Raw genomic sequence first — 18,890 nt, 5'->3', positions numbered from 1 at the left:
TTAGTCGTACTTCGTCACATTTTTTTAATCACGCTTTTCGCTGTGCTATTCGCCTTAGTCGCGCCTTCCCCTACGCCCTGCTGCTCCTCCCTTTCTAATCGCCGTTGGGAGGATGATCCGCACGCTGCAAATCGGCAGCATGAGGGAAATTCAGGGATTATGAGGACAGGTCATGCAGGCAATATTCAGTAAAACCACGTTTATGGCGGCGCTGACGCGCCAGTGCGCGCCGTATCAGCCGCAGGCGATGACGCAGCACCAGTGGTGGCAGGCGGTCAGCGCCGCACTGGCCGAACAGCTGCTCGCCAGCCCGCCAACGCCGCCGTCAGGGCAGCAGCGGCACGTTAACTATATTTCGATGGAATTTTTGATCGGCCGCCTGACCGCCAATAATCTGATCAATCTTGGCTGGCTGGATGATGTCAGCGAAGTGCTGAAAAAACAGGGCGTTAACCTGACCGACGTGCTGGAGCAGGAAGTCGATCCGGCGCTGGGCAACGGCGGACTGGGGCGCCTGGCGGCCTGCTTTCTGGACTCGATGGCAACCGTGGGCCAGCCTGCGGTGGGTTATGGTCTTAATTATCAGTACGGGCTGTTTCGGCAGTCCTTTTACGACGGCGCACAGCAGGAAGCGCCGGACAGCTGGCATCGCGAAACCTACCCCTGGTTTCGGCGCAACGGCTCGCTTGCCGTGAGCGTCGGCTTCGGCGGCAAGCTCAGCAAAGACGCACAGGGCCGGGAGCAGTGGCAGCCCGCTTTTTCGTTGATGGGCGAGGCGAGCGATCTGCCGGTGGTCGGCTATCAAAACGGCATCACCCAGCCGCTGCGCCTGTGGCAGGCCGTCGCGATGCAGCCTTTCGATCTGGGCCTGTTTAACGACGGCAAATATCTGGAGGCGGAGCGGCAGGGCGTAGAGGCGGAAAAGCTGACGAAAGTCCTCTACCCGAACGATAATCACCAGGCGGGCAAGCGGCTGCGCCTGATGCAGCAATATTTTCAGTGCGCCTGTTCGGTAGCGGATATCCTGCGTCGTCATCACGCGGCGGGTCGAAAAATCGCAGATCTGCCGCAGTACGAGGTGATCCAGCTGAACGATACCCATCCGACCATCGCCATCCCGGAGCTGCTGCGCATTTTGCTGGATGAGCACCAGCTCGACTGGGATGCGGCCTGGTCCATCGTCAGCCGTACCTTTGCCTATACCAACCACACGCTGATGCCGGAAGCGCTGGAATGCTGGGATGAAAGGCTGGTGCGCAGCCTGCTGCCGCGTCATTTTTCGCTGATTAAGCAGATCAATGCGCGCTTTAAAGTGCTGGTGCAGCAGCGCTGGCCGGACGATGCCGACGTTTGGGAGCGGGTGGCTATCCACCATAACCGCCAGGTGCGGATGGCGAATCTTTGCGTGGTCAGCGGCTTTGCGGTCAACGGCGTCGCCGCGCTGCATTCCGAGCTGGTGGTCAAAGATCTGTTTCCGCATTATCACCAGCTGTGGCCGGAGAAATTTCATAACGTCACCAACGGCATCACGCCGCGTCGCTGGCTCAGGCAGTGTAATCCTGCGCTCTCCGCGCTGATCGACAGCAAGCTGAACGCCGAATGGGTGACGGATCTGGATGCGTTAAAAGGGCTGGAGGCTTTTGCCGACGACCAAAACTTCCACCAGCGCTATCGGCAAATCAAGCAGGAAAACAAACACAGGCTGGCGGCCTGGGTGCAGCATACGATGGGGATTACGCTCAACCCGGCGGCGATCTTCGATGTGCAGATCAAGCGCCTGCACGAGTACAAGCGCCAGCACCTGAATTTGCTGCATATCCTCTCGCTTTACCGCCAGCTGCGTGATAATCCGCAGCTGGACATGGTGCCGCGCGTGTTCCTGTTCGGTGCCAAGGCCGCGCCGGGCTACTATCTGGCCAAAAATATTATCTACGCCATCAACAAGGTAGCGGAAAAAATCAACAACGATCCGCTGGTCGGCGATCGCCTGAAAGTCGTGTTTATTCCTGACTATAAAGTGTCGGTGGCGGAGCTGATGATCCCGGCGGCCGATGTGTCAGAGCAAATCTCCACCGCCGGCAAAGAGGCCTCCGGCACCGGCAATATGAAGCTGGCGCTGAACGGCGCTATCACCGTCGGCACGCTTGATGGTGCCAATGTGGAAATTGCTGAACAGGTCGGCAGCGAGCATATCTTTATTTTCGGTCATACCGTCGATGAGGTAAAAGCGCTGCTGCGCAAAGGCTATAACCCGCTGAGCGTGCGTAAAAAGGATAAGCATCTTAATAAGCTGCTGACCGAACTGGAAAACGGCTTCTTCAGCGACGGTGACAAAGAGGCGTTCAGGCCAATGCTGGATAGCCTGCTTGCAGGCGGCGATCCTTATTTAGTGCTGGCGGATTTCGCGGAATACTGCGCCGCACAGCGGCAGGTTGAAGCGCTGTACCGCGATACGCAGCAGTGGACGCGCAGCACCATCCTGAACACCGCCAGAGTCGGCATGTTCAGTTCGGATCGCGCCATCCGTGACTATCAGCAGCGCATTTGGCAGGCGAAACGCTAAGGAGCGCAGATGGAAAAGAAGATGCTGGAGCAGGCGGCGACGGAGGCGGGTATCGCTTCCGGTTTTATTAACGCCCACGGGAAAACCCAGACCATCTCGGCAGCAACCCGGCGCGAGCTGCTGCAGGCGATGGGCTGGCGCGCGGGACGGCAGCTGCCGCTAAGACCGGTGCCAACGGTAAAGGTTTTTACCAGCGGCGAACGCTTTGCGCTTTCCGTAGAGGGCGAAGGCGAATACCACTGGCACTTTTGCCCGGAAGAGGGCGCGAGCCTGACGGGCAGAGTCCACGGCAGCATGACGCTGGCCCTGCCGGAAAACCTTGCCACGGGCTATCACCTGCTGACGCTGAGCCGTCCCGGCCAGCGCTGGGAATGCCGGATCATCGTGGCGCCCAGGCGCTGCCACGAGCCGGAGGCGCTGCTGGCCGGTAAAAAGCTGTGGGGCGCCTGCGTGCAGCTTTACACCTTGCGTTCTGAGCGCAACTGGGGCATCGGCGATTTTGGCGATCTGACCGTAATGATCGACAACATTGCTGCGCGGGGCGGCGCCTTTGTGGGTCTGAACCCTATCCACGCGCTTTTTCCCGGCAACCCGGAAGCGGCCAGCCCTTACAGCCCTTCGTCCCGCCGCTGGCTGAACGTTATCTATATCGACGTCAGCGCGGTGGCTGACTTTCGCCTGAGCGAAGCCGCACAGCGCTGGTGGCATTCTGCGGCTACGCAGCAGGCGTTACAGGCGGCGCGGGCTGCGGAGTGGGTGGATTACGCGCAGGTTATGGCGCTGAAGCTGGCGGGACTGCGGCTGGCCTGGCAGCATTTTCTCGGCCGTGACCCGCAGGAAGCTGAACGGCAGGCCTTTACCCGCTTTACCGAACAGGGCGGAGAAAGCCTCTGGTTTCAGGCCGCCTTTGATGCGTTATATCAACACTTTCAGGCGGAAAGCGGCGAGGCGCGGGGCTGGGATCGCTGGCCGGAAGCGTACCGCAACGCGCGGGGGCCAGAGGTCAGAGCCTTTTGCCAACAGCATGCGCAGGAGGTGGCGTTTTACCTCTGGCTGCAATGGCTGGCCGAAACGCAGCTGGCGCAGTGCTATCAAACCAGCCGGAAAATGCCGACGGGGTTATATCGCGATCTGGCAGTCGGCGTGGTGGCCGACGGCGCGGAAACCTGGAGCGATGGCGATCTCTACTGCCTGAAGGCTTCCGTAGGCGCGCCGCCGGATATTCTGGGGCCAAAAGGACAGAACTGGGATTTACGACCGATGGATCCCCGCACGATGATCGACCGTGCCTACCAGCCTTTTATCGACCTGCTGCGATCGAACATGATCCACTGCGGCGCTTTGCGGATCGATCATGTCATGGCGCTGCTGCGCCTGTGGTGGATCCCGGCAGGCGAAACGGCGGATAAAGGCGCCTATGTCCACTATCCGGTTGACGATTTGCTGGCGGTGCTGGCGCTGGAAAGCCAGCGGCATCGCTGCATGGTGATCGGCGAGGATTTGGGAACGGTGCCGGTAGAAATCGTCACTAAGCTGCGGGAAAGAGGCGTTTATTCCTACAAGGTGCTGTGGTTTGAGCGGGATGCGCAGAACGGCTTTCGCGCGCCGCAGTCCTGGCCGCTCCAGGCGATGGCTACCCTGACGACGCACGATTTACCGACGCTGCGCGGCTACTGGCAAAGCGACGATCTGACGCTGGGCGAAAAGCTGGGCCTCTACCCGGATAAAATGGTGCTACAGGGGCTTTGTGCCGATCGGCAAAGGGCGCGCCAGAGCCTGCTCGCCAGCCTGGAGCATTATGGCTGTCTTCCGCAGGGAAGCGTCAGCGCGGGCGCCACGCTGACGCCTGCCATCCGCCGGGGCCTGCAACGCTATGTGGCCGACAGCGCCAGCGCGCTGCTGGGTCTGCAGCCGGAAGACTGGCTGGATATGGCGACGCCGGTCAATATTCCCGGCACCAGCAGCGAATATCCCAACTGGCGGCGCAAGCTCAGCCATACGCTGGAGGCGATGTTTGCCGACCCGGAGGTGAATGCGTTAATCAGGGATGTCGATCGGCGGCGGCGTAAGGTATCGGTGGATTAAAAAAGCGGCCTGAGGGCCGCTTTGCCGTGTCATCATGGCCGCAGAAACTGTTTTACTGTCGGATTTATTCATTAAAAGCTTCAAACGGTAATTTAAACCGCGCCGCCAGACGCGCCTTGTGCTTATCGGTGAGCGCGCGCTCACCGCGCAGAATACGACTCACGTAAGAGCGTTGGCCAATTTCTTCCACAAAGGAGGATTGCGTCAGCTTGTGCTGATCCATCAACACCCGCAGTAAGGCAACGCCGCGAGGCAGCCTTGCAATGCGTGCATTGAACTCAGCGAATTCAGGCGCGTTATCTTCATAGCGGGCGACTTTATCAGCCAGCATATCCACTAATGGGCTATCAGGATCGTGTTCGATAAGATACTCCACCAGTTCAAGCGCCTGCTCGTAATCTTTTTTGCTGGTGCTGCCGCCTAAAAAAGGGACAATTTTAACCAGGTCATTGGTTGCCTGAATGGCTTCGGTAATCATTCTTTACTCTCCCGATACTTCTTAACCAGCTTGTCGTAGTCAGCATGGGTAACGATATGCTTGATAAAAATCTTGCCCCGCTCAAAGTCTGCAAAAAACAGCATCCTCAGGTTATTGCCGCCGACATCAATCACCCACCATTTGTTCCTGTATTTCATTCGGTCGAGGCTGGGAAACTGTGCCTTTAACGCATCCGGATTGGCAAAAACACCGCTTTTTAAAACCAGCCAGGTCGCATCCAATGCGGCTGCATCGTTTGGGAATTTTTCTGCCGCTTCCCTGAACGGCTCCCTTGAAATAACGTGCATGCTTCCCTCAGCCACGTTCCAACGTGGAAACATGATAGCGCAACCTTGTGATGTTTCCAATATGGAAACATCACAAGGTTGTGGTGGATAAAGCAGGTCCTTACACAACGGCAGAAGGCGCAGCGGTAATAAACATCGGCAAAAATGAGGAAAGGTATATTGAGCAATAACGGTACAGGTACCGCTATTTTCAGTGCTAATCCTGTAGCAGCGTGCAATAACGCATAACTTCCGGGCAGCCTGGCGCTACCCGGAACTGCCTTATCCTTTCACCCCGCCAGCGGTCAGGCCGCCCACCAGCCAGCGCTGAGCAATCAGGAACACGGCGGTGATAGGGATAGCGGAAAGAATGGCCGCCGCCGCAAAATCGCCCCACAGATAGTTTTGCGGGTTCAGATATTGCTGCATTCCCACCGCCAGCGTATAGCTGTTGACGTCACGCAGCAGCAGGGAAGCCACCGGCACCTCGGTAATAGCGGCAATAAACGACAGGATAAACACCACCGCCAGGATCGGCACCGAAAGCGGCAGCAGCACCAGCCGGAACGCCTGCCACGGCGTGGCGCCATCCAGCGCCGCCGCCTCTTCCAGAGAGTTATCGATAGACTCGAAATAGCCTTTGATCGTCCAGACATGCAGCGCGATGCCGCCCATATAGGCGAAGATCACCCCGCCGTGCGTATTCAGCCCCAGAAAAGGAATATAGAGGCCCAGACGATCGAACAGGGCGTAGAGCGCCACCAGCGACAGCACGGCCGGAAACATCTGGAAAATCAGCATCCCTTTCAGCAGCGGGCTTTTGCCGCGAAACTTCATGCGGGCAAAGGCGTAGGCGCAGGTTGTGGAGAGCGCCACGATGCCGACGGCGGTAATCAGGGCGATTTTCACAGAGTTCCACAGCCACAGCATCACCGGAAACGGCGGCGGCGTCACCGTGCCGTTCTCGTTGGTGACCGCTATCCCCAGCGCCAGCTTCCAGTGGTCCCACGAAATGGTGTCGGGGATCAGGCTGCCGGTCGCAAAATTGCCGGGCCGCAGCGAAATGGCGAACACCATCAGCAGCGGGAACAGGATCAGGGCGATAAAGCCCAGCAGGAAAAGGTGCGTCGCCAGCAGCCTGAGGCGCTGCGACTTCGGTTTTACCATCGCCATAATGCTTCCTTAATCAAATTTCATGCGGGAGGCTTTCAGGTTGATCACCGCCAGCACGCCCACCAGCAGGAAAATCAGCGTGGCGATGGCGGCGGCCAGGCCAAAATCCTGTCCGCCGCCGCCCTCAAAGGCGATACGCCAGGTGTAGCTGACCAGCAAATCGGTGTGCCCGGCCGGCGTGGTGGTGCCAATCCGGTCGGGGCCGCCGTTGGTCAGCAGCTGAACCAGCACAAAGTTATTAAAATTAAAGGCAAAGCTGGCGATCATCAGTGGCGTCAGCGGCTTGATCAGCAGGGGCAGCGTAATCAGAAAAAAGTTCTGGATCGGCGAAGCGCCATCCATTGCCGAGGCCTCGTAAAGATCGTCAGGAATGGCCTTCAGCAGCCCCATGCACAAAATCATCATGTAGGGATAGCCGAGCCAGGTATTAACGATAATCAGCATGGTTTTGGCGGTCAGCGGATCGCTGAACCACGCGGGCTTGATGCCGAACAGATTGCCCAGCAGCAGGTTGATTTCGCCAAAGCTCTGGTTGAATAACCCTTTGAAAATCAAAATAGAAATAAAAGCGGGTACCGCGTAAGGCAGGATCAGCAGCATGCGATAAACCGCCTTGCCTTTCAGCTGATCCCACTGCACCACGCACGCCAGCACCATGCCGACCGCCGTGGTCAGCAGCACCGTCAGCAGCGAGAACAGCACCGTCCAGAGAAAGATCGACAAAAAGGGCTTCTGGATACCGGCCTCCTGAAACACGCGCAGGAAGTTTTTCCAGCCGATGCCGACGGTAAAGCCCGGACTGAGGACGTCCGCATCCGCCGACTGGTAAAAGCCCGTGCTCATATCAGGAGAGTAAACTTTCCCGTTCTGGATATTGGTCAGCTGTTTGCCGTCCTCTCCCAGCTGATAAAGCGGCCGGGTGCCGGAAAACTGCCGTAGCGAACTCATCCGCAGCAGCGTGCCGTCGGGCAGTCTGGCGGCCAGCTGGCCCAGCGCCTGACGATTTTGCGTAATGACCCGCAGCCCGGCTTTGTTGCCGGTCGGTGCGGCCTGCGGGGTCATCGTCAGCGTTTGCGGCGCGGAAGGCGTAAAGGCAAAGGGCGCAGAAACCAGCACGTCGCCGTTATCGGGCGAGGTCAGCGTCAGCCGCCATTTGTCGTCCACCGGCCAGAGAGCGAAATCCCAGGCTTTATCGGCGCGGAACTGCTGTTGCAGCAGCACGCCCTGCGCGCGCTCAAAGGTAAGCTGATGCAGGCTGCTGTAGTTGGTAAAAGCGATGGTAATGGTGCATGCCAGTGGGAACAGCACGAACAGCGCCATTCCGGCCAGGCCGGGATAAATATAACGCCAGCTGTAAGCGCGGCGGTTGCCGTAGATAAACAGCCCCAGGCCGGAAAGCACCAGCGTCAGCATGGCAAAAAGGTATTCTCCCCGTGCGTACATCAGCACGATCAAATAGCCTGCCAGCAGGGCAAAGAAGATAAGGGTAAACCAGCCGGGCACGCGGCTTAGCGGCGATCTTCTGTCAGAGCGGCGAATGTGAGCCAGAGACATGGAGCTATCCTTTTCGACGCGGGGCCGCCAGCGGCCGCCCCTTGTTCAGCAGTGGCTATCGGGTGATGCGGGTTTCAACGTCTTTCAGCGCCTGCGGCACGGTCTGACGGCCGTTGACGGCGTTAATAATCGCGCTGCGTTCGGCGTACCAGAAGCCGCTCATTTGCGGGATGTTCGGCATGATTTCGCCGTTTTTCGCGTTAGCCATGGTGGCGGCGATACGCGGATCCTGCTCCAGCTTCGCCTGGTAGGATTTCAGCGCGACGGCGCCCAGCGGCTTATCTTTGTTGACCATCGCCAGGCCGTCATCGGTGATCAGGTAGTTTTCCAGAAACTCTTTCGCCAGCTCTTTGTTCGGGCTGGCGGCGTTGATGCCGGCGGTCAGCACGCCGACAAACGGTCGGGAAGGCTTGCCGTGGAAGGTCGGTAGCGGGGCGACGCCGTAGTTGATTTTGCTTTTATCCAGGTTGGCCCAGGCCCAGGGGCCGTCGATGGTCAGCGCCGTCTGGCCCTTGTTAAAGGCCGCTTCGGCAATCGAATAGTCGGTATCCGGGCTGATATGCTTGTTTTTGACTAAATCGACGATGAACTGCAGGCCGGCCTGCGAGCCGGTATTGTTCACGCCGGTGTTTTTGATGTCGTATTTGCCGTCGACATATTTATAGGCGTAGCCGCCGTCGGCCGCGATAACCGGCCAGGTGAAATAGGGTTCCTGAAGGTTCCACATAATGGCGCTTTTGCCTTTGGCGCGCAGGGTCTTATCCAGCGCCGGGATCTCTTCCCAGGTTTTGGGCGCTTCCTTCACCAAATCTTTGTTATAAATCAGCGATAGCGACTCTACCGCGATAGGGTAGCCGATCTGCTTGCCGTTAAAGGTCACGGCATCCCAGGTAAACGGAAACAGCTTATCCTTAAAAGCCTGGTCCGGGCTGACTTCCGCCACCAGACCGGACTGCGCGTAGCCGCCGAAACGGTCGTGCGCCCAAAAAATAATGTCGGGGCCGTCGCCCGTCGCGGCCACCTGCGGATACTTCTCTTCCAGCTTGTCAGGATGCTCAACCGTCACCTTGATGCCCGTATCCTGTTCAAACTTTTTCCCCACTTCCGCCAGGCCGTTGTAGCCCTTGTCGCCGTTGATCCAGATCACCAGCTTTCCCTCTTCGATTTTGGCGAAGGCGGCGGAAGAGAGCGCCAGCGTAGCCAGCGCTGACAGGGCGGCGGTGTGCTTAACAATGTTCTTGATACTGAGCATGATCGAGTCCTTATAGCGGTAAGCCCCAGGTTTCTTCACGTTGCAGACAGCGAAGAGCGTACCGGTCAGTGTGCAATCAAGCGGTAGCGGCTTCATCCTCCCCCGCTCTACGCCCCCACCGCCCAAACTGTGACTCCGCCTGCACGGCTGTCGTTAATGAGGCCTTATGCAGCCCATCAGAGGTTGTTTTTTGCAATGCAGATCACGTATTTCCCCTTTCGCCACCGGCGCTGAGCGTGGGTCTTCGCTTTTTATCCTCCTGGCCTCTCCGCCAGCAAAAACCGCGCGACGGCTGATTACTCCTGGCAGGCGGCGCGTCATGCTGCGGCGTAATCGGTTTACTGACGGATGAAGAGGAAGAGAGGATGGCGAACGTTTCCCTTAGCGGCGTATATAAAGTCTTTGGCGAAACCGCAATTTCCAGCGATATCAATCTGGAGATTGAACAGGGCGAGTTTGTGGTGTTCGTCGGGCCATCCGGCTGCGGGAAATCGACTCTGCTGCGCATGATTGCCGGACTGGAGGAAATTACGTCCGGCGAGCTAAAAATCGGCGGGAAGCGGATGAACGAGGTGCCGCCCGCCGAGCGCGGCATCGGCATGGTGTTTCAGTCCTACGCCCTCTATCCGCATCTGACGGTGGCCGAAAATATGTCGTTTGGCCTGAAGCTGGCGCGGACGAAAAAAGAGGAAACCGAGCGGCGGGTTAATCAGGTGTCGGAAATCCTCCAGCTCGCGCCGTTGCTGGATCGTCGTCCCAAAGCGCTCTCCGGCGGGCAGCGGCAGCGCGTCGCGATTGGCCGCACGCTGGTGGCGGAACCCACGGTGTTCCTGCTGGATGAACCGCTTTCCAATCTGGACGCCGCGCTGCGCGTGCAGATGCGCATTGAAATCTCCCGCCTGCACAAGCGGCTGAAGCGCACGATGATTTACGTCACTCACGATCAGGTTGAAGCGATGACGCTGGCCGACAAAATCGTGGTGCTGAACGCCGGACGCATTGTGCAGGTCGGCCGTCCGCTGGCGCTCTATCACTATCCCGCCAACCGTTTCGTCGCCGGTTTTATCGGCTCGCCCAGGATGAACTTTCTGCCGGTGAAAATCCTTGCCGCCGAGCCGGAACGCGTGCAGGTCGAACTGCCCAACGGGCAGGCGGTCTGGCTGGAAGTCGAAGGCAACGGCGTCGTGCCGGGCAGCAACCTGTCGCTTGGCATCCGGCCCGAGCATCTTCTGCCGGGTGAGAACGCAGAGGTAAAGCTCACGGGCGAAGTGCAGGTCGTCGAGCAGCTGGGCAATGAAACGCAGATCCATATTCAGATCCCGGCCATCCGTCAGAACCTGGTCTCCCGCCAGAATGACGTAGTGCTGGTAGAAGAAGGTACCACTTTCGCCATTGGTTTGCCGCCGCACCGCTGTCATCTGTTCCGTGAAGACGGGACGGCCTGCCGTCGGTTACATCCCGAGCCTGGCGTTTAAGCAACAGTCCCCTACAGGAGAAGATGATGATAACAATACGTAATTCCTCTCTGGCGCTGGCCGTGGCCGGCGCGCTTTCCACCCAGGCGATGGCGGTAGATTTTACCGGCTATGCCCGTTCCGGCATTGGCTGGTCCGGCAGCGGCGGCGAGCAGCAGTGTTTTAAGGCCACCGGCGCGGAAAGCAAATATCGCCTCGGCAACGAATGCGAAACTTATGCGGAGCTGAAACTGGGTCAGGAAGTGTGGAAAGAAGGGGATAAAAGTTTCTATTTTGATACTAACGTCGCCTATTCCGTATCGCAGCAGAACGACTGGGAATCGACCGATCCGGCCTTCCGCGAAGCCAACGTTAAGGGCAAAAACCTGATTGAATGGCTGCCTGGCGCCACGATGTGGGCCGGTAAGCGCTTCTACCAGCGCCACGACGTGCATATGATCGACTTCTACTACTGGGATATCTCCGGGCCGGGTGCCGGTCTGGAAGATATCGACGTCGGCTTCGGCAAGCTCTCTTTTGCCGCCACGCGCAACACCGAAAGCGGCGGCTCCTTTGGCTATATCGCCGATCAACGCGACGAGCTGCCTACCTCGAATGACGTCTTCGACGTGCGCCTGGCCGGGCTGCAAACCAACCCCGGCGGCGTGTTAGAGCTGGGCGTGGATTACGGCCGCGCCAACGCGCGCGACGGCTATTCGCTGGCCGATGACGCCACCAAAGACGGCTGGCTGCTGACAGCGGAACATACGCAGAGCATCTATAACGGCTACAACAAGCTGGTGCTGCAATACGCCGCCGACGCCATGACGGCGGAAAGTACCGGCACGGCTAACGGCCATTCAACCGGCGCCGCCATCAACAATAACGGCAGCATGGTGCGCGTACTCGACCACGGCGCGCTGGATTTCAACGACAAATGGGGTCTGATGTACGTAGCGATGTATCAGGATACCGATCGCGATAACAATAACGGCACGACCTGGTATACCGTGGGCGTGCGGCCAATGTATAAATGGACGCCGATCATGAGCACGCTGCTGGAAGCGGGCTATGACAACGTGAAATCCCAGCGTACCGGCGACCGCAACGGCCAGTACAAAGTAACGCTGGCGCAGCAGTGGCAGGCTGGCGACAGCATCTGGTCACGTCCGGCCATCCGCGTCTTTGCCACCTACGCCAACTGGGATGAAAAATGGGGCTACGACACCGACAGCGGCGTCGATAACGGCCTGGCGATGAACGACACCACCGCGCGCACCTTCAGCCGTGGCAACGACGACGAAGTGACTTTCGGTGCGCAGATGGAAGTCTGGTGGTAATGCAAACAAGGAAACTCTGATGAAAAAGACGCTGCTCTCTCTTTGTCTGTCGCTCAGCCTGATCGCTGGCGCGCAGGCGGCTCAGCAGGATGCCTCCGCCGCCCCGAAAATTTCTGCCCAAACCTTGCGTAGCCTCGCCTGGACGCCGCTGGTGCCGCCCGTCACGCAGGATGTGACGCTCGGCAGCACCGCAACGAAGATTAATCAGGGCGAAATTCAGGGCGCCGCTGCGGCCTTCTCACTGCCTGCCGATCGCGGCTCGCTGGAGATCGTTTTGACCAGCCTGGTGACGGGCAAAACGGTATATGCGCCAAACGTGCTGGTGCTTGACGAACAGATGCGGCCAGCAGCGTTTTATCCTGCCAGCTATTTTCCTTATCAAAAGCCGGGCCTGGTCTCCAGCGACAGGCTGGAGGGCACGCTGAAGCTGACCCCGGCGCTGGGCCAGAAGCAGATTTACCTGCTGGTTTACACCACGCAACAAAACCTTCAGTCGACCACGCAAATGGTCAATCCTGCCAAAGCCTATGCGGCGGGCGTGGGCAATGCGGTGCCGGATATCCCCGATCCCATCGCCACGCACACGCCAACGGGCAAGATCAGCCTGAAGGTCACCGCCGAGCAGAAAGCCGGTAACGTTATGATCGGCCAGCTGTTCCCATCTTCCGAGCCTGCGCCTGCCGCGCCGGCGGTTATCGGTCATTCTGCACGGGCGGAGCCTGCTCCGGCAGCGAAACCGGCGGAACCGATGCTGGCCGAGTCGGATCGCTACTTTAACGAGGCGATTAAAAAGGCCGTGAAGGCCGGAGACGTGGATAAAGCGTTGAAACTGTTGAACGAGGCCGAACGGCTGGGTTCCACAACGGCCCGCCAGACCTTTATCGACAGCGTAAAGCATTAAAAACAGCGCGTCGGCACAGGATTATCGCCGACGCTCTTTTTTATTCCTGCCAGCGCTGAAGCGCCCGCCTGAGCTGCCGTGAAGAAGAAAATCCTGCCGCCAGCGCCGCTTTTTCCGTGCCTTCGCCCTGCTGTAATCGCTGTCGGGCCAGCGCCAGCCTCAGCTGTTCATGATAATCCCGTACGCTAATCCCCAAATGCTGCCTGAACAGGCGCGTCAGATGACGGGCGCTGACGTGCACGCGCCCGGCGATCTCCTCCAGCGACCAGTCCCGCTCCGGCCGGGCAATCAGCAAATCCTGCGTACGATGAATGGCCGGATTGAGATGGTTGCGATAGCGCAGCCAGGGTGAAAGCTGCGGATCGTCACCCGAACGGCGGAACCAAATCACCATTTCCCGCGCCACCGCCAGCGCCGTCTGCGGGCCGCACAGGCGATGGATAAGATGCAGCGCCAGATCGATACCTGCGGTGATGCCTGCGCTGGTGCAAATGCCGCGATCTTCCACAAAAATGCGGTTTTCTTTGATGATAGCGGTAGGTTCAGCGCTTTTCAGCCGATGGATGACTTCGTGATGGGTCGTGCAATGTATGCCGCGCAACAGGCCGCTGCGCGCCGCCAGAATGGCGCCGGAACAGATACAAACCAGCGTAATTTGCCTGGCATAAATGGCTGGTTGCAGGCGCATCAGCCAGTGCTGCGCGGCAATAGCCTGCGGCGTATCGAAAGCGACGCTGGAATCCGCCACGCCCGGCACCACCAGCAGGCTGCCGTCAGGCAGGTTTTCCGGCAGCGGTGCCAGCTGGCCTATGGTCATGCCGGTCGAGGTCGGCACGCTCTCCTGCGGGCCGATATAGCGCAGGCTAAAGGCATCGCCGGCCAGCTGCAGCGTCTCCGCCGGGCCGGTGATATCCAGCGTCATCACGCCGGGCAGCGTTAAAAACCAGACCGGGACCGCCATACTTTTTCTCCAGTGCAGCTGACGCGTTACGCCAGCGCCAGCAAACATTCTTCCACGGTAGCGACAGCGGCAAAACGGTTGATCAGCACGCTTTCGGTGCGGTGCCGCAGATCCGCGATGCTGAGCGTAATGCCCTGATGCGTAATCGGGAAAGTCAGGGTCGCCTCGGTAACGAAGGTAACTTTATAGCCCAAATCGGATGCGACGCGGGCAGTGGTTTCGCAGCACTGCTCGGTACGCAGGCCGCTGATAATTAAATGTTTAACCTGATGTTGACGCAGCCAGTCTGCCAGCCCGGAATCGGTCAGCGCGTTATGCACTGTTTTCTGCACGGTAGCGACGGCGTGATGCTGCAAAAAAGGCAGGCGCTTCACCAGGCCGGACGCCAGCGAAAACGGGCCGTCCGCCTCGACGTGGAACACATCCACCACCGGGATTTCCCTGGCCTGGCAGCCGGCAATCAGCTCGCTGAGCTTTTGCTCAAAAGCGGGCGTTTCTGACGTTTCGCGGTAGCCACGATGATAGAAAGATTCCTGCGCGTCAATCACTAACAGTACGGTAGCGGTCATTTTGGGACTCCGTTGAGTAGGGCTGAGACGTCAATAATGACGAGGAATGACGCCGCGCAGAAGACCATAAACGGACAGGATCGCGTGTGGGAAGGACAACAGTATGTCGGCTCAACGCAAAACGAAAAAAGTTTGCCTGAGACTGCCTCCTGCCAGCGCAACATGATGATAAAAAGACTTGTTAACAGGTCTTGAGCCGCTCTACAATAAGACTGCTTAACAGGTCTTTCAGGAAGGTAATATGGCTAGCATTATTCTCAGTGATACAAGCGCAAGCGTCAGCGAACTGAAAAAGAACCCTATGGCTACGGTAGAAGCCGGTGCCGGCCTTCCGGTAGCCATTCTTAACCGTAATCAGCCGGCGTTCTATTGTATTCCGGCGCAGCTTTACGAACAGATGCTTGAAATTATTGACGATCGGGAACTGGCCGCCCTGGTTAAGGCAAGGGAAAGCCAGCCTTTACTCGATCTGGATTTGGACTGACCGCCATGAGCTATACGGTAAAAATCAGGGAAGAGGCGCTGAAGGAATGGAATGGGCTGGACAGCAGCGTGCGTGAGCAATTTAAAAACAAGCTCAAAATGCTGCGCGAAAACCCACACATACCTTCAGCAAAATTATCCGGAATGCCAGACTGCTATAAAATTCAACTCAGGGCCTCCGGTTTTCGCCTTGTTTACCAGGTGCTGGCTAATGTACTCATTATTGCCGTGGTAGCAGTAGGTAAACGAGAACGCAGCCAGGCCTATAAACTGGCGAGCGAAAGATTGCGTTAATCAACGGAGAATGGCTTAGCCTGCTCCTTAACGGCGGGAAGCCCGCAGGGCAGGAAAATCGCCGAAAAAAAAGGCTTACGGTGCCCCGCAAGCCTTGACCGTTAGCGCCCGACGCGCGCCTGTAGCGCAGCCGGATAACGTTCGCCGACGATTTTTATCGTCTCCAGCGCCTGATTGATTTTATGCAGATCGCTTTGATCGAGCTGGATCGCGACCGAGGCCAGGTTTTCCTCCAGACGATGTAGCTTAGTGGTGCCGGGAATCGGTGCTATCCACGGTTTTTGCGCCAGGAGCCAGGCCAGCGCGATTTGCGCGGAAGTGGCATTTTTCTCTGCGGCCAGCTGCGCCAGTAAAGTAACCAGCTTTTCATTGGCTTCCAGCGCCTCGGCGGCAAAACGCGGCACCTTGCTGCGGAAGTCATCTTCGCCGAAAGCGGTGCCCGTTTTGATCGCGCCCGTAAGGAACCCTTTGCCTAACGGGCTGAAGGGCACAAAGCCGATGCCCAGCTCTTCCAGCACCGGTAGAATTTCCTGCTCCGGCTCGCGCCACCACATCGAATATTCACTTTGCAGCGCGGCTACCGGCTGGATCGCATGTGCACGACGAACGGTTTTTGCGCCCGCTTCAGACAGGCCAAAGTGTTTTACTTTGCCTTCGGCAATCAGGTCTTTCACCGTTCCCGCCACATCTTCAATCGGCACCTCAGGATCGACGCGGTGCTGATAAAGCAGATCGATCACGTCGGTTTTCAGGCGGCGCAGCGATCCTTCAACCGCCTCGCGAATATGCTCCGGGCGGCTGTTTAAGATCTGCTGCTTATTGTCTTCACCAAAGGTAAAACCGAACTTAGTGGCAATGACCACGCGATCGCGGAAAGGCTTCAGCGCTTCTCCCACCACTTCTTCATTTAAATAAGGCCCGTAGACTTCGGCCGTATCAAAAAAAGTCACGCCGCGCTCGACGGCGGCGCGGATTAATTCCACGGCCTGTTTCGTCCCGGTTGCCGGGCCATAACCGAAGCTTAACCCCATACAGCCCAGCCCCAGCGCCGACACTTCCAGCCCGGATTGACCAAGAATACGTTTTTGCATTGTTGAACCTCTTGCGATTGAACAGAGAGCCTGATTAGCGAACGGCATCAGACGTCGAGTTTGCGTTTAGTGAGCCACTCCACCATGGCCGGATCGCGATGCGAGAAGAAGGCGCTGGTGGCCGTATCCAGCGCGGCGATCTGCGTCATTTCCGCGTCGGTCAGCGTAAAGTCGAGAATATTGATGTTTTCTGCCATCCGCTCTTTACGGACGGATTTCGCCAGCGACACGATGCCGCGTTGGAAAAGCCAGCGTAAAACCACCTGGCCCACGCTTTTGCCCTGTTTTTCACCGATAGCGCTCAGAACCGGATGCTGGAACAGGCCGTTCCTGCCTTCGGCAAAAGGCGCCCAGGCTTCCGGCTGGATGCCACGGCTCTGCATCCACGGTGCCGCATGCAGCTGTTGGTTAAACGGATTCACCTCCACCTGATTCACGGCAGGCGGCACAGTGTTGAAAGCCACCAGATCGGCCAGCCGATCCGGCTGGAAATTACTGACGCCAATCGCGCGGATTTTGCCTGCCTGATGCAGCTCTTGCATCGCGCGCCACGCGCCGTGTACGTCGCCATAGGGCTGGTGGATCAGGTAGAGATCGACATAGTCCAGCTGTAGGCGGTTCAGCGAGCGCTCGAACTGCGATTTTGCCCCCTCGTAGCTGACGTCCTGTAACCATAATTTAGTGGTGATAAACAGCTCGTCGCGCGCAATGCCGCTCTGCTTCAGCGCGTTACCGACCTGGGTTTCATTCTGATAAGACGCGGCGGTGTCTATTAAGCGGTAGCCGGTTGCCAGAGCATCGATAACCGCGCGTTCGCATTCTGCCGCATCCGTCATCTGAAAAACGCCAAAGCCCAGCAGGGGCATGGCAATTCCGTTGTTTAGCGTGACTGTTTGCATGACGTTGCCTTTTGTTTACGAGTCCAAAAAGCATACGGCAGAAAGATTTATTCGATTAGAGGGGATAATGCGCAAGAGCTTATTAGCCATGCTCATAACTGAAGCCAGCGGCGGCAGGCTTGTAGCGAGTGCTGACCTATCCTGTCGGCAGCTGACCGGCTAATTCCCCGGCCGCGTGGTCAGCGCTATCATCGCGCTGGCGACCGTAAAGAGCGCGATAATCCAGGCCATGGTCCAGGGCGTGCCGTCACTGAACCCTGCCAGCAACAGGGAAGAGACGATGCCGCTGCCGTACTGTAGCGAACCAACCAATGCCGAGGCGGAACCGGCCATATGCGGCACGCTATCCAGCGCGGCGGCCGTCGACGTGGCGGCGACAATGCCGTTCATGGCGAAAAAAATAAAAATCGGCAGCGCAATCAGTACGGCACCGCCGATAGCCAGTTTTGCAGCCAGCGCCAGCACCAGGGTGGCGACGGCCGCAACGACCACGGCGAATTTCAGCAGGGTTTCAAGCGGATAGCGATGCACCAGGCGCCGGTTAACCAGGCTGACGCTCATCACGCCAACAATATTCAGCGCAAACAGCCAGCCGTAATACTGCGGGTCGATGCCGAAATAAGTAATGTAGACAAAAGGCGAGCCGGTAATAAACGCGTAGGCGGCCACGTAATAGAAGGTTACGCAGAGCGTATAGCGCATAAACTGGCTGTTTTTCAGCAGCAGAGCATAGTTATGAAAGGCGCTGGCTAAAGACGCCCTGACGCGTTTCTCTGCGGGCAGCGTTTCCGGCAGCCAGGCTAACAGTATCAGCATTAGCACGCCAATCACGGCCAGCAGCCAGAAAATAGCATGCCAGGAGGCGACCTTAATCATTTGTCCGCCCAGCAGCGGGCCGATAATCGGCGCAATCGCCATAATAACCATCAGCGTAGAGAGCATCTGTGCTGCGCGGGTACGGCTGTACAGATCGCGGATCATCGCGCGCGCCAGCATCGGGCCGGTACAGGCACCCAAAGCCTGAAATACGCGCCAGAAAACAATCTGCGTCAGGGTCGTGGAAAGCGCGCAGCCCGCCGAGCCGATAATAAACAGCGCCATGCCGATAAACAGCGGTAGCCGACGGCCAAAATGGTCGCTCAACGGCCCCCAAATCAGCTGGGCCAGGCAAAAGCCAATCAAAAAACCGGTAATGGTTAATTCCACATTGCCCTGTAATTCTTTTGCCATTATGGGCATGGCGGGCAGATAGATATCGGTGGATAACGAGGTAAAGGCCATTAATGCGCTAAGAATAGCGACAAAAAGAAAGCCGGAGGTTTTGCGAGTCGCCATCAGCGCGCCAGCCTGAGAAGGAGTCATAAATGATTATCTGAAGGAAAGGTCTTCCTATCTTACTGAAATAACCGCGACTGATAATGGCTTATCGAAAAACGACAATATGAGCGGTGCTCATTAATGTTTATCTGCTAAGAAACAAAGCGCTACCGGTTTGTCTGATAAAGG

At 57.8% G+C, this 18,890-nt stretch carries 17 protein-coding genes; 7 read left to right on the top strand and 10 right to left on the bottom strand.

Annotation, left to right across the window (positions count from 1 at the left end):
* Positions 1 to 172: 172 nt before the first annotated feature.
* On the top strand, positions 173 to 2,563 hold the full coding sequence (gene malP, locus QCD69_RS07175) for a maltodextrin phosphorylase (protein ID WP_301251534.1): 2,391 nt from the start codon (positions 173 to 175) through the stop codon (positions 2,561 to 2,563).
* 9 nt (positions 2,564 to 2,572) lie between these two features.
* Positions 2,573 to 4,648: a 4-alpha-glucanotransferase gene (gene malQ, locus QCD69_RS07170; protein WP_301251533.1), complete on the top strand. Its 2,076-nt coding sequence runs from the start codon at positions 2,573 to 2,575 to the stop codon at positions 4,646 to 4,648.
* A gap of 64 nt (positions 4,649 to 4,712) precedes the next feature.
* Here malQ and QCD69_RS07165 read toward each other — a convergent pair whose 3' ends face one another.
* The 5 genes from QCD69_RS07165 to malE all read right to left on the bottom strand — a co-directional run bounded on the left by QCD69_RS07165 (position 4,713) and on the right by malE (position 9,392).
* Positions 4,713 to 5,126 (bottom strand): helix-turn-helix domain-containing protein, encoded by a 414-nt coding sequence (locus QCD69_RS07165; RefSeq protein ID WP_253456603.1) that lies wholly within the window; start codon positions 5,124 to 5,126, stop codon positions 4,713 to 4,715.
* Positions 5,123 to 5,434, bottom strand: coding sequence for a type II toxin-antitoxin system HigB family toxin (locus QCD69_RS07160; RefSeq protein WP_301251611.1), 312 nt, complete (start codon positions 5,432 to 5,434; stop codon positions 5,123 to 5,125). The genes QCD69_RS07165 and QCD69_RS07160 overlap by 4 nt, the downstream gene beginning before the upstream one ends.
* Before the next feature lie 261 nt (positions 5,435 to 5,695).
* Positions 5,696 to 6,586 carry a maltose ABC transporter permease MalG gene (gene malG, locus QCD69_RS07155; RefSeq protein WP_253456600.1) on the bottom strand — a complete coding sequence of 297 codons (891 nt, stop codon included), beginning with the start codon at positions 6,584 to 6,586 and terminating at the stop codon, positions 5,696 to 5,698.
* 9 nt (positions 6,587 to 6,595) lie between these two features.
* Entirely contained in the window at positions 6,596 to 8,140 is a 1,545-nt protein-coding gene (gene malF / locus QCD69_RS07150) for a maltose ABC transporter permease MalF (RefSeq protein ID WP_301251532.1), read from the bottom strand.
* A 55-nt stretch (positions 8,141 to 8,195) separates the two neighbouring features.
* On the bottom strand, positions 8,196 to 9,392 hold the full coding sequence (gene malE / locus QCD69_RS07145) for a maltose/maltodextrin ABC transporter substrate-binding protein MalE (protein WP_253456596.1): 1,197 nt from the start codon (positions 9,390 to 9,392) through the stop codon (positions 8,196 to 8,198).
* Between the two features lie 365 nt (positions 9,393 to 9,757).
* Between malE and malK the strand changes: the two genes are divergently transcribed.
* The 3 genes from malK to malM are packed head-to-tail and all read left to right on the top strand — an operon-like array spanning position 9,758 to position 13,087.
* Entirely contained in the window at positions 9,758 to 10,867 is a 1,110-nt protein-coding gene (malK, locus tag QCD69_RS07140; protein WP_253456594.1) for a maltose/maltodextrin ABC transporter ATP-binding protein MalK, read from the top strand.
* Positions 10,868 to 10,890: 23 nt separating this feature from the next.
* Entirely contained in the window at positions 10,891 to 12,186 is a 1,296-nt protein-coding gene (locus tag QCD69_RS07135) for a maltoporin (RefSeq protein WP_199746425.1), read from the top strand.
* Positions 12,187 to 12,205: 19 nt separating this feature from the next.
* Positions 12,206 to 13,087: a maltose operon protein MalM gene (malM, locus tag QCD69_RS07130; RefSeq protein WP_253456592.1), complete on the top strand. Its 882-nt coding sequence runs from the start codon at positions 12,206 to 12,208 to the stop codon at positions 13,085 to 13,087.
* Positions 13,088 to 13,127: 40 nt separating this feature from the next.
* Here the strand turns inward: malM and QCD69_RS07125 are convergent, their stop codons facing one another.
* Positions 13,128 to 14,048 (bottom strand): GlxA family transcriptional regulator, encoded by a 921-nt coding sequence (locus tag QCD69_RS07125; RefSeq protein ID WP_301251531.1) that lies wholly within the window; start codon positions 14,046 to 14,048, stop codon positions 13,128 to 13,130.
* Between the two features lie 26 nt (positions 14,049 to 14,074).
* Positions 14,075 to 14,617 (bottom strand): isochorismatase family protein, encoded by a 543-nt coding sequence (locus tag QCD69_RS07120; RefSeq protein WP_253456588.1) that lies wholly within the window; start codon positions 14,615 to 14,617, stop codon positions 14,075 to 14,077.
* 241 nt (positions 14,618 to 14,858) lie between these two features.
* Between QCD69_RS07120 and QCD69_RS07115 the strand changes: the two genes are divergently transcribed.
* Both QCD69_RS07115 and QCD69_RS07110 read left to right on the top strand, forming a co-directional pair.
* The gene (locus QCD69_RS07115; RefSeq protein WP_253456587.1) at positions 14,859 to 15,101 is read left to right on the top strand and encodes a type II toxin-antitoxin system Phd/YefM family antitoxin; all 243 of its coding nucleotides are present in this window, start codon (positions 14,859 to 14,861) and stop codon (positions 15,099 to 15,101) included.
* Positions 15,102 to 15,106: 5 nt separating this feature from the next.
* Positions 15,107 to 15,394 carry a type II toxin-antitoxin system RelE family toxin gene (locus tag QCD69_RS07110; RefSeq protein ID WP_301251530.1) on the top strand — a complete coding sequence of 96 codons (288 nt, stop codon included), beginning with the start codon at positions 15,107 to 15,109 and terminating at the stop codon, positions 15,392 to 15,394.
* 101 nt (positions 15,395 to 15,495) lie between these two features.
* Here QCD69_RS07110 and QCD69_RS07105 read toward each other — a convergent pair whose 3' ends face one another.
* The 3 genes from QCD69_RS07105 to QCD69_RS07095 form a co-directional block, all read right to left on the bottom strand.
* Positions 15,496 to 16,485: an aldo/keto reductase gene (locus tag QCD69_RS07105; RefSeq protein ID WP_301251529.1), complete on the bottom strand. Its 990-nt coding sequence runs from the start codon at positions 16,483 to 16,485 to the stop codon at positions 15,496 to 15,498.
* Between the two features lie 47 nt (positions 16,486 to 16,532).
* Positions 16,533 to 17,384 carry an aldo/keto reductase gene (locus QCD69_RS07100; RefSeq protein WP_301251528.1) on the bottom strand — a complete coding sequence of 284 codons (852 nt, stop codon included), beginning with the start codon at positions 17,382 to 17,384 and terminating at the stop codon, positions 16,533 to 16,535.
* 159 nt (positions 17,385 to 17,543) lie between these two features.
* Entirely contained in the window at positions 17,544 to 18,746 is a 1,203-nt protein-coding gene (locus tag QCD69_RS07095; protein WP_301251526.1) for a multidrug effflux MFS transporter, read from the bottom strand.
* Between the last annotated feature and the right edge of the window lie 144 nt (positions 18,747 to 18,890).

It is taken from the genome of Erwinia sp. PsM31 (assembly GCF_030433775.1).
Lineage (GTDB): Bacteria > Pseudomonadota > Gammaproteobacteria > Enterobacterales > Enterobacteriaceae > Erwinia > Erwinia aeris.
Note: the sequence above shows the minus strand (reverse complement) of the source record. Positions and strands in the feature narration are given on the sequence as shown.

Coding starts and splice junctions, on each gene's coding strand:
- QCD69_RS07120 (WP_253456588.1), bottom strand. CDS start 14,617: ATGACCGCTACCGTACTGTTAGTGATTGACGCGCAGGAATCTTTCTAT.
- QCD69_RS07125 (WP_301251531.1), bottom strand. CDS start 14,048: ATGGCGGTCCCGGTCTGGTTTTTAACGCTGCCCGGCGTGATGACGCTG.
- malG (WP_253456600.1), bottom strand. CDS start 6,586: ATGGCGATGGTAAAACCGAAGTCGCAGCGCCTCAGGCTGCTGGCGACG.
- malM (WP_253456592.1), top strand. CDS start 12,206: ATGAAAAAGACGCTGCTCTCTCTTTGTCTGTCGCTCAGCCTGATCGCT.
- malK (WP_253456594.1), top strand. CDS start 9,758: ATGGCGAACGTTTCCCTTAGCGGCGTATATAAAGTCTTTGGCGAAACC.
- QCD69_RS07095 (WP_301251526.1), bottom strand. CDS start 18,746: ATGACTCCTTCTCAGGCTGGCGCGCTGATGGCGACTCGCAAAACCTCC.
- QCD69_RS07100 (WP_301251528.1), bottom strand. CDS start 17,384: ATGCAAACAGTCACGCTAAACAACGGAATTGCCATGCCCCTGCTGGGC.
- malE (WP_253456596.1), bottom strand. CDS start 9,392: ATGCTCAGTATCAAGAACATTGTTAAGCACACCGCCGCCCTGTCAGCG.
- malP (WP_301251534.1), top strand. CDS start 173: ATGCAGGCAATATTCAGTAAAACCACGTTTATGGCGGCGCTGACGCGC.
- malQ (WP_301251533.1), top strand. CDS start 2,573: ATGGAAAAGAAGATGCTGGAGCAGGCGGCGACGGAGGCGGGTATCGCT.
- QCD69_RS07115 (WP_253456587.1), top strand. CDS start 14,859: ATGGCTAGCATTATTCTCAGTGATACAAGCGCAAGCGTCAGCGAACTG.
- QCD69_RS07165 (WP_253456603.1), bottom strand. CDS start 5,126: ATGATTACCGAAGCCATTCAGGCAACCAATGACCTGGTTAAAATTGTC.
- malF (WP_301251532.1), bottom strand. CDS start 8,140: ATGTCTCTGGCTCACATTCGCCGCTCTGACAGAAGATCGCCGCTAAGC.
- QCD69_RS07110 (WP_301251530.1), top strand. CDS start 15,107: ATGAGCTATACGGTAAAAATCAGGGAAGAGGCGCTGAAGGAATGGAAT.
- QCD69_RS07135 (WP_199746425.1), top strand. CDS start 10,891: ATGATGATAACAATACGTAATTCCTCTCTGGCGCTGGCCGTGGCCGGC.
- QCD69_RS07160 (WP_301251611.1), bottom strand. CDS start 5,434: ATGCACGTTATTTCAAGGGAGCCGTTCAGGGAAGCGGCAGAAAAATTC.
- QCD69_RS07105 (WP_301251529.1), bottom strand. CDS start 16,485: ATGCAAAAACGTATTCTTGGTCAATCCGGGCTGGAAGTGTCGGCGCTG.